Here is a 13,028-nt window from a genome sequence, read left to right as displayed (position 1 = left end):
CCGACAAAAAGCCAATGAAGTCGAAGTGCGTAAACGATAAGTGGCGATGAACAAGGGGCTTTTACGATGAAGAAAATGGTTGCGGCCGTGCTTGCCGTGGCGGCGTTCGGGTTTGTCGGTGCCGCCCATGCGGAATGCACATTGAAGGATGCGCCCACCCTGCCCGAAGGGGCGACCGCGGCAGAAGCCGACATGATCGCCGCCCAGCAGGCGGTGAAGGCCTATGTAGCCGAAACCCAGGAATATCTGTCCTGCCTGGAATTCGAGGGCAAGGGCCGTGCGGGTGGTGACTGGACCAAGAAATACAACGACGCTTCCACCCGCATGGAGAAGCTGGCCGCCGAGTTCAATAAACAGTTGCGGGCCTTTAAATCTAAGTAAGTGCGCCCTCAGGCGCCGGGCGCCGCCATCCGGCGGCTTGGCTCACGCGACCACGTGGTCGCGGGCTGGCGGTTGCCAGCCTCCAACGGTCATGGGGAATGACCGTTGGCATGGCGCTTGATCGCCTGTTCCCAGCCGGGTTGTCACTGACCGCCCGGCGGCGGGCCCAGCGGCTCCACCGTGACCTTCGGCACGGGCGGCGGCTTGGTAATGGGCGGCATTTCGATCTGGCCATTCAGGTCGCGCGCCCGGCCCACCTTCATGCCGTTCTGGGACCGGAATGCCGCCGGGGGGATGGTCAGCGACCGCGACACCAGGTTGGATAGGGCCGATTCGTCCCAATCCGCCATGGGCGGGCCTAAGCGCAGGACCACCAGATCACGTCCCTTGGAAACGTAGAGCCGGGCGCCATCCGTCCCGGACAGGAAGATCGTGTCACCATCGGTGAAGGGCTTTCTGGCGCCATTGCCGTTCTTGGCCTCGAACGGCCAGCCCAGGCGCACGCGCCAGCCATCATGGCGGACAAGGCCGTTGGGCCGCTCCATCTGGTCCAGCCAGGGGGTGGGCACCAGTTGGGTCGCCCCCGCCATGCCACCTTCCAGCAGCAGCAGGCCCGGCCGCAGCCAGTCGCGCGCCGTGGCCCGGACACAGCAATGAAGATAGGCCGCCCCGTCATTGCCGCCGGCCGATACCTGCCCCGGACGCGCCCCCATCGGCCGCCACAGCTTGTCGGACAGCAGGTCCGCCGCCGGCACGCCCGCAGCGCGCGACAGGACCAGGGCCAGCACCTGGGCCTCGAAATCATTGGGGGCGAAGCGGCTTCCCGGTTCGAAATCCAGCTTGGCCGACAGGGTCCAGGCGATGGCTTCGCCGGCCGGGGGCGCGGCGGGCACCGTGATCCCGGAGGTGCCGGCCAGCAACTGGCGCACGGTGATGCGGCCGCGATCATCACCGGCCCATTCCGGCAGCCACCTGGCAATCCCCGTCTCCAGCCCCGGCAGCGCGCCGTCCCGCAGCGCCTGCCCCGTCAGCAGGGCCACCAGGGCGGGCACCAGCCCGGAACCATCCAGCATGTCACCGGCCTGAACGTCGGGCGCATAACGTTCCAGCTGCAGGGCACCCGCGTGCCAGACCAGCAGTGCCCGGCTGTTGGTCGCGCTGAAGAAGGCGTCGATCTCCTTCAGCCCCTTTTCAGACAATACGCCCTGGTCCGGGTCGGCCATGGGCAGCACCGTGCCGGGGCCGGAAACCAGCGGCTTGTCCACCAGCACCGGGCCTTCCGGCTTCACGGGGATCAAGATGCCGGCCGGATCATTGCGCGCACCCTCGCCGCCGTCACGGCCCAGCCACCAGGTGGCCCCCAGGGCGGTTGCCAGCAGCAGGCCGGCGGTGGTGGCAATGACGATCGGACGACGCATGAACACTTCCCCGGATGAAACGGCCCGTCAGGAACCGTGGCGGTAGAGGGGATAGTCCCTGGCCTGCACCACCTCCCACGCACCGTCGGGCTGACGGCAGAGGAAGCCGGTCGCATGCTGGTACATCTCCTCCAGGATGACGACGGAATGGAATTCACGGCAGGGACGGTTCTGGCCGTCATAGCCGTCGCGCAGGACCTTCACGGCCCCGCGCTTGCCGGTGATGGGGTTGGCCCAGCCCACGGGAACATCGATCCCCTTGGTCCCCATTTCGCGCAACGCGCCCTGGAAGCCGGCCAGATCGCTGTCCTCCATGGTGATGATGCGCGGCTTGGGCGGGGGCGGGGGGGGCGGTGCCTCCGCCACCGGGGGCGGGGCCGGCGGCGGTTTCGTCTGGCAGCCGGCCACGACCAGCATCAGACACATCAAACCCAGGCTGCGCTTCATCATTCTCTATCCCAAGCCGCTTCGACCCTTGATCGGTGGCTCTCTAGTGCCAAACCGCCGGGGGCCAAGGCAAGGACGAACCCCTTCCCAACCCGATTTGGCGGGTCAATCTTGGCGGCAGCGTGGCGGTGACAGGCAAACGCGGTGACAAGTTGGGGTCGTGATGCAAACGCTCGCCGGCCAAATGACGGGGATGCCCTGCACCCCCGTCATTTGCATTCCGGCCTCAAATCGCCCATAACCGGGACCAATCCTTGAACCTTTTTCGGCAAAGCATCGTCCCATGGGATTCAACTGCGGTATCGTCGGCCTGCCCAATGTCGGCAAGTCCACCCTGTTCAACGCGCTGACCAGCACGGCGGCGGCCGAGGCCGCGAACTATCCCTTCTGCACGATCGAGCCGAATGTCGGTCGCGTCGGCGTACCCGATCCGCGCCTGGAAAAGCTGGTGGAGATCGCCAAGTCGCAGAAGACCGTGCCCACGCAGCTTGAATTCGTGGACATTGCCGGTCTGGTGCGGGGTGCCTCGAAGGGTGAGGGCCTGGGCAACCAGTTCCTGGCCAATATCCGCGAGGTCGATGCCATCGTCCATGTCCTGCGCTGCTTCGAGGATGGCGACATCACCCATGTCGAAGGCTCGATCGAGCCCGTCCGCGATGCGGAGACGGTGGAGACGGAGCTGATGCTGGCCGACATGGACAGCCTGGAAAAGCGCCTGCCGCCCCTGCAGAAGAAGGGCAAGGCCGGCGACAAGGATGCCAAGGCCCTGGCCGAGCTGATGGAGCGCGTGCTGGTGGCCTTGCGCGAGGGCAGGCCCGCCCGCTCGGTCGAGGTCGCCAATGAAGAACGCGACATGTTCAAGCAGATGGCGCTGCTGACCGGCAAGCCCGTGCTCTATGTCTGCAACGTGGAAGAGGCGTCGGCCGGCAGCGGCAACGCCCTGTCCGCCAAGGTGGCCGACATGGCCGCCCGCCAGGGTGCCGCCAGCGTCGTCATCTCCGCCGCCATCGAGGCCGAACTGTCGCAGCTGCCCGACGAGGACAAGCTGGAATATCTGTCGTCGCTGGGGCTGGAGGAACCGGGCCTGAACCGCCTGATCCGTGCCGGCTACAGCCTGCTGGGCCTGCTGACCTTCTTCACTGTCGGGCCCAAGGAAGCCCGCGCCTGGACCGTGCGCAAGGGGGCCAAGGCGCCGGAAGCCGCCGGCGTCATCCATACCGATTTCGAACGCGGCTTCATCAAGGCCGAAACCGTCGATTACACCAGCTATGTGACGCTGGGCGGTGAGGTCGGGTGCAAGGAAGCCGGCAAGATGCGCATGGAAGGCAAGGAATACCTGGTCCAGGACGGCGATATCTTCCATTTCCGCTTCAACGTGTGAGTCTTGGCGGACCGGCAGTCACCGGCCCGACGCGCCACGGTTCAAAGGCCCCGCCAACCCGGCGGGGCCTTTTTCTTTGCAAAGCGGAAACGATTGAAACAATTGAGATGATGCGTCCTTTTCCGCGAGTCGCGCCCGCCGTCGCGTGCAATCCATCGCACAGGGTTCCGGCAGGCTGCGGCATTAATCATAGATTTTGAGCAATTCCAACGGGGTACCACACCCCCCTGTACAGTGATGTCGTATTTCAACATTCCGAATTAAGCAACTTATTGACCCCTGCTCGGGGCGGGTTTATCCATTGCTTACCGGGGCTGGCAATTCAGACGGCGAGCGGTTCCCCCTTGGCGGAACCTGACCGTCATAAGAAGAGGCATGCGTGCGATGAGTTCGCAGATTCTCACCTTCGACAAGTCCGGTCTGACCCTGCGGTCGCTGACCGGCATGTCGATCCCCCTGCCGGGGATCGACACAAATGGCGTCAACACCGTCCTGGCCGGCAGCCTGTCGTCCGACGGTGTGGACGATATTGTGGTCGGCCGTGACGATGGCAGCTTCGCCTGGTTCGATGGTCAGCCGGGCGGCGGGACGCCGGTCGAGCATAAGCTGGAACTGCCACTGCCCACGCCCCGCATGTTCGGGGTGGAGCGCGTGACGGAACTGGCCGGCATCGCCGACGCCAATGGCGACGGCCGCAACGACGTGATCTTCACCTCGTACCTGCTGTACAGCGACACGCCGAATGTGATCGTCGATCCGAACCCGGAAGGCGAATTCCGCATCCCTACCTATTCCTACCTCCTCCCCTACTGCGGTGACGGGCTGGAGGCGCCGCCGCCGTCGGGCGCCCCGGCGGAGGTCGAGCCGATCTCGATGCCGATCATGCAGCCCACGGCCCTGACCACCCCCTGGGGCACGCTGGACCTGTCCAACATCACGGTCGAGCTGCGCGGCGTGATCATGAACACCGCCGGTGAGGTCCTGGTGCCCGGTGTCAACAGCCAAGGCATCGCCGTGGGTGAACCACACCCCGACAATGGCCGCTTCGCCGAGCCGGCCAAGCAGATCTATGGCCTGGATACCGACACGGGCAATGTCTATGTGATCTGGGACAATCAGGACCGCAACAACGAGTTCGTGGCCCTGGGCAACCTGGATGCGCGCGGTGGCGTGGATGTGCTGTTCAAGGATAAAAGCACGGGCGCACTCTATGTGAAGAACGACCTGTCCGACGCCTATTTCGTCAGCGGCATCACCAGCGACGGCACCGTGTCGGTGGCCGGGCTGGGCAATTTCGCGGGCGGTGACGGCGTGGACGAAATACTGTTCTTCGACGCGTCCACGCGCGAATTCAGCGTCTGGATCCATCCGCCCTTCGACATCGCCACCAGCTATATGGCCGGCATCGATTATTTCCAGACCGTCTTCAAGCTGGATTTCGGTTGGGACTTCGTCGGTACCCAGGATATCGACGGCGACGGGATCGAGGACATCATTGTCGCGGCGGTGGGTGACTTCGCGCCCTACACGCCCGGGTCGATCGCGCCCGTGTCCTATTTCAGCTCCGCCAGTCAGGAGCTGGTGGAACTGGGCAGCTTCGACCCATTCACGCTGAAGGGTGTGGGCAATTATTTCGACGGCCCTTCCATCCTGTAAGGCCGCCGGAAACTTGTGAGGCAAATCCTTGACGGGCGGCCCATCGGGTCGCCCGTTTTGTTGCCGATCAGGATACCCACCAGCGGCGTCAACTGACATGGTTGTGTCATCAAGGCCGCAATCGCTGGAATAATGCATAAGCGGCGGCCCCTTACGTAACGTCACCCCCTTCCGTGGTCCGTCGGCATTGGCTAGGGTCATGACCGTGCTGAATCGGGCATCGCATACAAGCCCGACCATGGGAGGAACATATTGATGAGCAACCGTCTTCTGGGCGGCACCGCGCTTGCCGCGCTGCTGTCCCTATCCGCCATCGCCATGGACGCCCCGGCCGCCAAGGCCCAGGGTCTGGACATCTCCTCGCTGGTCGTGTTCGGCGACAGCCTGAGCGATACTGACAATCTGAAGAACCTGAGCCCGGCCAGCCGACCCGGCGCGCCTTACGTCGATGGCCGCTTCTCCAACGGCCCGGTATGGCTGGAGAATCTGGGCACGCTGACCGGCATCACCACCAGCAGCCGCGCCTTTGGCGGGGCCCGCGCCACCCGCACCACCGCCATCGACCTGACGGCGCAGGTTGACGCCTATCTGGCCGGTGGCACCGCCATCCCGGCCAGCCGCGCCGTGGGTATCTGGATCGGCGGCAACGACTATATCGCCGTGCTGACCACACCGCAGGCCAACCCGACGGCCGCCGCGCAGACTGCCATCGCCGCCACCACGGGCGCCATCACCACCCAGGCCAGCCGCCTGTACAGCGCCGGTGCCCGCCAGTTCGTGCTGTTCAACCTGCCGCCGCTGGGCTCCATCCCGCTGACCAGCGGTTTGTCGGCCGCCGACAAGGCCAGCGCCAACACCGTGTCGGACCTGCATACCCAGGCCATCAAGGCCTCGGCCAACGCGCTGCGCGCCCAGGGGGCGAGCGTGACGGTGGTGGATGTGCAGACCCTGTTCCAGGGTCTGGTCGCCTCCCCCTCCTCCTACGGGTTCACCAATGTCACCACGCCCTGCTATGCCCCGATCGGGCCGGGCGGGTCGCTGGTGGCCACGGGTGTCTGCGCCACGGCGGCGGGTGCCGCCGGCTCCGTGTTCTTCGACGCGCTGCACCCCACCGCTGCCGCCCACCAGATGATCGCTCAGTATGCCTATGGCACATTGTCCGCCACCTATGAGGCGCCGGCGGCCCTGGCCATCAGCACCGACGCCGCCCAGCGCCTGCTGGATCTGGCGAACGAGGGCGTGTCGGCCCGTATGGCCGGTGCCCGCACCGGCCAGGGCTCCGTCAATGTCATCGGCGCCCAGGCCGGTCAGGATGACCGGTTCGGCATGTTCGTCTTCGGCTCCTATGTCGATGGCGACCGGGACGCGGTGCGCGGCCAGTTCGGCTATGAATATGACGGCTTCAATGCCGGCCTGGGCGTCGACTATCAGGTCGATCAGCATGTGGTCGCCGGCGTGGCCTTCAGCTATGGCAACCTGAATGTCGATACCGACGATGCCTATGCCAAGCTGGACGCCACCGCCTATAACCTGACCGCCTATATCACGGCGGCAGCCGATGATTTCTGGATGGACACCACCTTGTCCTACAGCTTCGATGACTACAAGTCGGACCGCGCCACCCGCTTCAACCCCTTCGCCAATGCCCATGGCGATTACAAGGGCAACACCTATGCGCTGGGCACGACGGTCGGCTTCACACCGGTCGCCGGTTCCTTCGCCATGGGTCCGGTGATCGGCCTGCGCTATGCCAAGAGCAAGGTCGAAGGCTTCATGGACGAAGGGGCGGGTCCGCTGGCCCTGACCTGGGACGATTTCGACGCCGAAAGTCTGTTGGGCAGCGTCGGCGGCCAGATCAGCGGTGTGGGCACCAGCTTCGTGCCGCAGGTCCGCATAGCCTATGAGTACGAGTTCCAGGGCGACAGCCGCGCCATCACCGGCCGTTTCGCCAATGGCGAACTGGCCGTGACCGATCCGGGTGCGGGCAAGCGCGGCCGTCTGGCTCTGGGTGCCGGTCTGGTGCATGAGACGGCGGAGAATGTTGCGGTGGCGGTCGGCTATAATGGCCATTTCGCCGGCGGCGACCGCACCGATCATGCCCTGACCGCACATCTGAAGATCGGGTTCTGATCTTCCGGGCATGGCAAGTAAAGAATAGGCCGCGGCGGGCAACCGTCGCGGCCTATTTTCTATTCAGCATCCAGGGAAATGCAGATCCTCCCAGTCACTACCGTTCCAAATCTTAAACTCATCGGCGCTCTCCGCGTAGGCATAGCGGAAACCTCCTCTGACCTTCCCCGTCAAATTATATTCATAACAAGCGAATAAAAATCCCGCACCATCACGGACTTTCGCAGTCTTCATTGACGCGCGAAAAATCCCGATCTGATGGTTGAAATCCCAATTCTTACCGCGGGCGTGTGACTTGGCAGTGACCCAATCACTGAAAATCATCACCGACAATTCAGCCTGACCGAAAAGTAGCTTGTTGAAGTCAACTCGCAGGCTGATGACGTCGGGATACCATTCACTTTCAACAGCAAGCGGGATGCGGTGCAGAAGCCGTGTATTCCAGTCCTTGTAGTCCAGCCAAGTGAGATCGTAAAGTCAGCCCCATTTCCCAGGACGGGCCACCGTGTATTTCTTGTGTCGCCCCAAAGCGAACAGGCTCTTCGTAATTGCCGATGTCCATTCCGTATCGGAATCGAACTTGTATCCCCGCGTGTTGACGCGGTTTAGAACGCATATGATTTCGGCGAGCGGCTTTACATCCATTCCCAACACTCCGGATTTGGGCCGACCGCTCGGCTAAACGGTACAAAATAAAAGGGGCCGCGACGGTCACCCGTCGCGGCCCTCCTGCACTCAAATCACCCTGATCAATGCACCGCAAAGGTCCGCTTGGACGCCCGGCGCACTTCCGCCTCATACAGCTTGGGGAAGACCTTGTAGAGCAGGGCCGCCACCGCCGGCAGCAGCACGACCGCACCGATCATGTTGGCCAGGAAGATGAAGGTCAGCAGCACGCCCATGTCGGCCTGGAACTTCAGGTCGGAGAAGATCCAGGTGAAGGTGGCCACGGCCAGGGTCAGGCCCGTGAACAGCACCGAACTGCCCGTTTCCTGAAGCGTGCGGTAATAGGCTTCCGCGAAGTTCAACCCATGCTTCAGATAGGACTGGAGCCGATTGAAGATATAGAGACCGTAATCCACGCCGATGCCCACACCCAGGGCGGCCGCCGGCAGGGTGGAGATTTTCAGCCCGATACCCAGCCAGGTCATCATTGCGTTGCACAGGATCGACACAACAATCAGCGGCAGCACCGTGGCCAGCGACCCCACGACGGAGCGGAAGGTGATGACGCAGAACAGCACGACCGTGGCATAGACCAGCAGCAGCATCGGCTTTTCCGCCGTCATCACCGCCTGATTGGTGGCCGCCATCACCCCGACATTGCCCGTGGCCAGGTTGAAGCTGACCGTATCGGACGGATTGTCCTTCTTATACTGCTCCACGGCATCAACGATGCGCTGGATCGTCTCCGCCTTGTGATCCTTGGTGAAGATCATCACCGGCATGACGGAGCAGTTTGAGTTCAGCAGGCCCGTCGAGGTCTCGATCGGGGTCACGGTGCGGACCAGGACCTGGGAATTGCGCGGCAGCACGCGCCAGTTCAGGTTGCCCTCGTTCCAGCCGGCATTGACAGTACGCATGGCGGTGGCCATGGACATGGTCGATTGCACGCCATCAACATTGGAGATAGCCCAGGTGAAATCATCCACCTGCTTGATGATATCATATTCGATACAGCCGTCGGCCTTGGTCTCCACGATGACCTGGATGATATCCACACCGATGGCGAACCGGTCGACGATCAGCTGGGCGTCGCGGTTGTAACGGCTGTCGGGCCAGAGTTCGGGCACGCCGGCCTCCGTATCACCCACCGTCATCTTGCGCTGCTCCCACAGCGAGATGCCGAACACGCCCAGCCCGATCAGCACCATGATGATCGCCCCCTTGGGCCGCGCAAACACGGCGAACCAGCCCCAGACGCGGTCGAACCGGTCCACCTGGCCGGACACGCGGGCCTGGTACCTGGTCCCCAGCGGCAGGAAGGACAGCACCACCGGCAGCACCCACAGATGGGTGATGATGATGATCAGCATGCCGATCGACGCCGAGACAGCCAGTTCCTGGATCATCTGGATCTGGATGATGGCGATAGTGACGAAGGCCAGGGCATCGGTGACCAGGGCCGAGGCACCGGGCACCAGCAGCCGTTCAAAGCTGATGCGGGCCGCCGTGAAGGCGTCCGCGCCCTTGCCCATCTCCTGCGTGATGGTGCCGACATTCTGCACACCGTGCGAAATGGCGATGGCGAACACCAGGAACGGCACCAGGATCGACAGCGGGTCGATGCCATAGCCCAGCAACACCAACAGGCCGAACTGCCAGATCACGGTGCAGAGCGAGATGCCCAGCATCGCGAAGGTCATCATCCAGCTTTTGCCATAGCCATAGACCAGGATGGCCGTGATGACGAAGGCAATGGCGAAGAAGGTCACCACGCTCTTCGCACCGTCGGCGATGTCGCCCATGGCCTTGGCGAAGCCAATGACATGGACCTGGATCTTGTCATCCTCAAACTTGGCGCGGATGCTCTCCAACTGACTGGCCACGGCCATATAGTCCAGCTTTTCGCCCGTGCGCGGGTCCTTCTCCACCAGTTGCACGCTGACCAGTGCTGCCGTGAAATCCTCCGCCACCAGGCGCCCCACCTGACCGGATTTCAGGACATTCTCGCGGACGATGGGCAGCCATTGCTCATTGGGCTGGAACTCCGCCGGGATGACATTGCCCCCGGCAAACCCGTCCTCCACGATATCGATGAAGCGGACATTCGGCGTGAAGATGCTGGTGACGCTGGCGCGGTCCACGCCGGGGACGAAGAACACTTCATCCGTCACCTGCTTCAGCCGCGTCATGAATTCCGGCGTATAGATGTCGCCTTCCTTCACCGACAAGGCCACCAGGACGCGGTTGGCGCCGCCGAACTCCTTCATATGCTTGGTGAAGGTCTGCATATAGGGATGTTCAAGCGGCAGGGTCTTTTCAAACCCGGCAACGACACGCAGCTTCGACCCCTGCCAACCCATGAAGGCGGTCAGGATCGCGAACACCACCAGGATCAGCACCCGGTTGCGGAAGGTCCAATGTTCGAGACGTGACAGGAAGGAGGGGGACTGGGACATGGTCTGTTCGCCTTGGGTAACAAGGGATCGGGGCAGAGCGGCGTGGGCGTCAGGGCCGGGCGGCGATGGGTCCGCTCTCACCCAGCAGGATGACGGTACCGTCGGGCGCCTGGATGGCATCGGCAAGTGCAACACGGTCGGCGCGGCGGATCATGCTGAAGGTGCGGCCGCCATCGCCGCTGGTCAGCACGGAGCCCTGGGCGCCCACCAGGATCACGGAACCATCGGCCAAGGCGGCTCCGCCCATCAGTCCGGCCTTGGTGCCGCTGTCGATTTCAGTCCAGCTCTTGCCGCCATCATCGCTGCGCAGGATATTGCCCTGCAGCCCATAGGCCAGGAAGCTTTGCGGAGCCAGCGCCAGCGCGTCGAAGAAGGAGCCCTGGTAGGGGCTTTCCAGCGGCGTCCAGTTGGCGCCGGCATCGGCGCTGAACAGCAGGGTTCCCGCCTCACCCGCGATCAGACGGGTTTCCGGTGTGGGGGCGAGGATGGCGTTGAAATGGAAATCATTCTCGCTGATCTGCCGGCTGGCCCAGGTCGCACCGCCATCGGCGGTCTCCAGATACAGGCCATAGGCGCCGACCGCGATGCCATGCTGACCATCGGCACTGAACAGCACATCCATCAGCGGCTGTTCCAGGTCTGGATCGGCATGCTGGACCTTCCAGCTCTCACCGCCATCCTCACTCCGCAGGATCACCGCGTCATGTCCCACGGCCCAGCCGCGCTTGGCGTCGGCGAAATGGACGCCGGTCAGCGCCACATTGGCCGGTACCGGCACCTGGCGCCAGGACTTGCCATTATCGTCGGATAGCAGGATATGCCCCCGCTCGCCCACAGCCACCAGCCGTTCACCGGCGCGCGCCGCGCCCAGGATCAGGGAATGGCTGGCCAGGGGCGCGATCACCGCCGGACGCAGCGCAGGGGCTGCCGCCTCCTGCGCTGCCACTGGCAAGGACCCGAGCGCCAGCAGACAAAGGCTGGCGGCCAGAGGGCGGAGGGCGGAAGAGGAACGGAGCATCGGATCACCGGGTGCGGTTTGGTTAACGCGGCCCAAGAGACGGAAAAGGGCCGGCCGGTTCGCCACCGGCCGGCCCGTTGCCATCGCCAAGGATCAGCGCACGCCGGCGCGGCGCAGGCTGTCGGGGGAGAAGTCGGCGTCGGTGTATTTCGCCTCGAACTTGTAAGGTGCTTCCTGGTTGTCCAGGCCGATGGCCGTATAACGACCCGACTGCAGGTCATAGAGAGCGTCCAGCGTCGACCAGAAGGTCGGCATGGAATAGTAATTCACCGGATGGCTCTCGGCCACGCGCCACATCTCCCCACGGGCGTCAAGATGGTCGGCGACCAGGATCTGCCAGCTATCCTCATCGATATAGAAGCGGCGCTTGGCATAGATATGGCTGGTGCCCTGCTTCAGGGTCGCGTCCACGACCCAGACACGGTGCAGTTCGTAGCGAGCCAGATCCTGGTTGATATGGCCGGGCTTGATGATGTCGTCGTACTTGGTGTCCTTGGAATGCAGCTTGTAGGAATTGTACGGAACGTACATCTCCTTCTTGCCGATCAGCTTCCAGTCGTAACGGTCGGGCGCGCCCGAGAAGATGTCGAAATTGTCAGTGGTGCGCAGGCCATCGGACGCCGTGCCGGGATTGTCATAGGCGACATTGGGCGCGCGGCGCACGCGGCGCTGGCCGGGATTGTAGGTCCAGGCCGAACGCGCTTCCTTCACCTGGTTGATCGTCTCGTGCACCAGCAGGATTTCGCCGGCCAGGCGGGCCGGGCTGGTCACTTCCTGCAGGAAATAGAGTGAAGTGTTGGCCGGCGCCCCGCCGGGGGCCTGGTACAGGTACTTCACTTGCTCATGCAGCATGATCATGGTGTAGGAACCGTCGGTCTGCGGGTTCACCTGACCGACATTGCGCTCCGTCGCCTCGCCGCGATAGCGCAGCAGGTGGTTCCACACCGCCTCCACGCCTTCCTTGGGGATCGGGAAGGGCACGCCTTCCTTCGCCCCCTCGACACCATTGCCACCATCGACCAGCTTGGCGCGCGACCCGTTGGCGATCGTCTCCTTATAGATGCGATCCGGGTACGAGGCGCTGCGACGCGTCGGGTAGACATTGATCTTGTAGTCGGGATAGCGCTTCAACAGGGCCTTCAGGCCGTCGGGAAGCTTGGCGTCATACTGGGCCATATTGGCGGCCGTGATCGTGAACTGGACCTTGTCCTCGGGGAACGGGTCCACCTCGATCGTGCCCTTCTGCCAGTTGGCCGGCGGCTTGGTGATGCCGCCGGTCCATTCCGGGATGGTGCCATCGGCGTTGCCGGCCTTGACGGCACCCATCGGGGTCAAGGTCTTGCCCAGGTCGGCAGCGGTCTGCGCCAGGGCGGGAAGGCTGAAGGCCAGGGCGACGACGCCACCCAGCAGAGCGGATTTCATACGGAACATGCGTTTCCTCCTCGATCGCTTGCTTCTTGTTTAGTCGGGAATTG

10 protein-coding genes are annotated in these 13,028 nt (G+C 63.6%); 4 read left to right on the top strand and 6 right to left on the bottom strand.

All coding sequences use genetic code 11. The annotated features are described in order from the left end of the window. The first annotated feature begins 66 nt into the window (after positions 1 to 66). Positions 67 to 381, top strand: a complete 315-nt coding sequence (locus tag AC1Q7F_RS03345) for a hypothetical protein (RefSeq protein WP_492503778.1) — start codon at positions 67 to 69, stop codon at positions 379 to 381. Positions 382 to 524: 143 nt separating this feature from the next. Here AC1Q7F_RS03345 and AC1Q7F_RS03340 read toward each other — a convergent pair whose 3' ends face one another. Together AC1Q7F_RS03340 and AC1Q7F_RS03335 are read right to left on the bottom strand one after the other, a co-directional pair. After that, complete coding sequence (locus AC1Q7F_RS03340) at positions 525 to 1,799, bottom strand: serine hydrolase domain-containing protein (protein WP_492503776.1); 1,275 nt, start codon at positions 1,797 to 1,799, stop codon at positions 525 to 527. Positions 1,800 to 1,826: 27 nt separating this feature from the next. Continuing rightward, entirely contained in the window at positions 1,827 to 2,249 is a 423-nt protein-coding gene (locus AC1Q7F_RS03335) for an RT0821/Lpp0805 family surface protein (RefSeq protein ID WP_492503774.1), read from the bottom strand. A 280-nt stretch (positions 2,250 to 2,529) separates the two neighbouring features. Here AC1Q7F_RS03335 and ychF point away from each other — a divergent pair, with 280 nt between their 5' ends. The 3 genes from ychF (at position 2,530) to AC1Q7F_RS03320 (ending at position 7,413) form a co-directional block, all read left to right on the top strand. Further along, a complete protein-coding gene (gene ychF, locus AC1Q7F_RS03330) occupies positions 2,530 to 3,627 on the top strand; it encodes a redox-regulated ATPase YchF (RefSeq protein WP_492503772.1) in 1,098 nt (365 codons plus the stop codon). Between the two features lie 384 nt (positions 3,628 to 4,011). Then, entirely contained in the window at positions 4,012 to 5,283 is a 1,272-nt protein-coding gene (locus AC1Q7F_RS03325) for a hypothetical protein (protein ID WP_492503770.1), read from the top strand. 255 nt (positions 5,284 to 5,538) lie between these two features. Further along, positions 5,539 to 7,413 (top strand): autotransporter domain-containing protein, encoded by a 1,875-nt coding sequence (locus AC1Q7F_RS03320; RefSeq protein WP_492503768.1) that lies wholly within the window; start codon positions 5,539 to 5,541, stop codon positions 7,411 to 7,413. Positions 7,414 to 7,476: 63 nt separating this feature from the next. Here the strand turns inward: AC1Q7F_RS03320 and AC1Q7F_RS03315 are convergent, their stop codons facing one another. From AC1Q7F_RS03315 to AC1Q7F_RS03300, 4 genes are all read right to left on the bottom strand, one after another. Then, complete coding sequence (locus tag AC1Q7F_RS03315; protein WP_492503766.1) at positions 7,477 to 7,737, bottom strand: hypothetical protein; 261 nt, start codon at positions 7,735 to 7,737, stop codon at positions 7,477 to 7,479. A 425-nt stretch (positions 7,738 to 8,162) separates the two neighbouring features. Continuing rightward, positions 8,163 to 10,535, bottom strand: coding sequence for an efflux RND transporter permease subunit (locus tag AC1Q7F_RS03310; protein WP_492503764.1), 2,373 nt, complete (start codon positions 10,533 to 10,535; stop codon positions 8,163 to 8,165). Positions 10,536 to 10,584: 49 nt separating this feature from the next. Next, positions 10,585 to 11,553: a WD40/YVTN/BNR-like repeat-containing protein gene (locus AC1Q7F_RS03305; protein WP_492503762.1), complete on the bottom strand. Its 969-nt coding sequence runs from the start codon at positions 11,551 to 11,553 to the stop codon at positions 10,585 to 10,587. Between the two features lie 93 nt (positions 11,554 to 11,646). Next, positions 11,647 to 12,984, bottom strand: a complete 1,338-nt coding sequence (locus AC1Q7F_RS03300) for a DUF1329 domain-containing protein (protein ID WP_492503760.1) — start codon at positions 12,982 to 12,984, stop codon at positions 11,647 to 11,649. Positions 12,985 to 13,028 lie beyond the last annotated feature (44 nt).

The organism is Niveispirillum sp. GW835-FHT14G11, from assembly GCF_058793615.1.
This window is presented reverse-complemented; position numbering and strand designations above follow the sequence as displayed.

Bases quoted from the DNA above. Each gene is read 5' to 3' on its own strand.
- AC1Q7F_RS03345 (WP_492503778.1), top strand. From the start codon at position 67: ATGAAGAAAATGGTTGCGGCCGTGCTTGCCGTGGCGGCGTTCGGGTTT.
- AC1Q7F_RS03340 (WP_492503776.1), bottom strand. From the start codon at position 1,799: ATGCGTCGTCCGATCGTCATTGCCACCACCGCCGGCCTGCTGCTGGCA.
- AC1Q7F_RS03335 (WP_492503774.1), bottom strand. From the start codon at position 2,249: ATGATGAAGCGCAGCCTGGGTTTGATGTGTCTGATGCTGGTCGTGGCC.
- ychF (WP_492503772.1), top strand. From the start codon at position 2,530: ATGGGATTCAACTGCGGTATCGTCGGCCTGCCCAATGTCGGCAAGTCC.
- AC1Q7F_RS03325 (WP_492503770.1), top strand. From the start codon at position 4,012: ATGAGTTCGCAGATTCTCACCTTCGACAAGTCCGGTCTGACCCTGCGG.
- AC1Q7F_RS03320 (WP_492503768.1), top strand. From the start codon at position 5,539: ATGAGCAACCGTCTTCTGGGCGGCACCGCGCTTGCCGCGCTGCTGTCC.
- AC1Q7F_RS03315 (WP_492503766.1), bottom strand. From the start codon at position 7,737: ATGATTTTCAGTGATTGGGTCACTGCCAAGTCACACGCCCGCGGTAAG.
- AC1Q7F_RS03310 (WP_492503764.1), bottom strand. From the start codon at position 10,535: ATGTCCCAGTCCCCCTCCTTCCTGTCACGTCTCGAACATTGGACCTTC.
- AC1Q7F_RS03305 (WP_492503762.1), bottom strand. From the start codon at position 11,553: ATGCTCCGTTCCTCTTCCGCCCTCCGCCCTCTGGCCGCCAGCCTTTGT.
- AC1Q7F_RS03300 (WP_492503760.1), bottom strand. From the start codon at position 12,984: ATGTTCCGTATGAAATCCGCTCTGCTGGGTGGCGTCGTCGCCCTGGCC.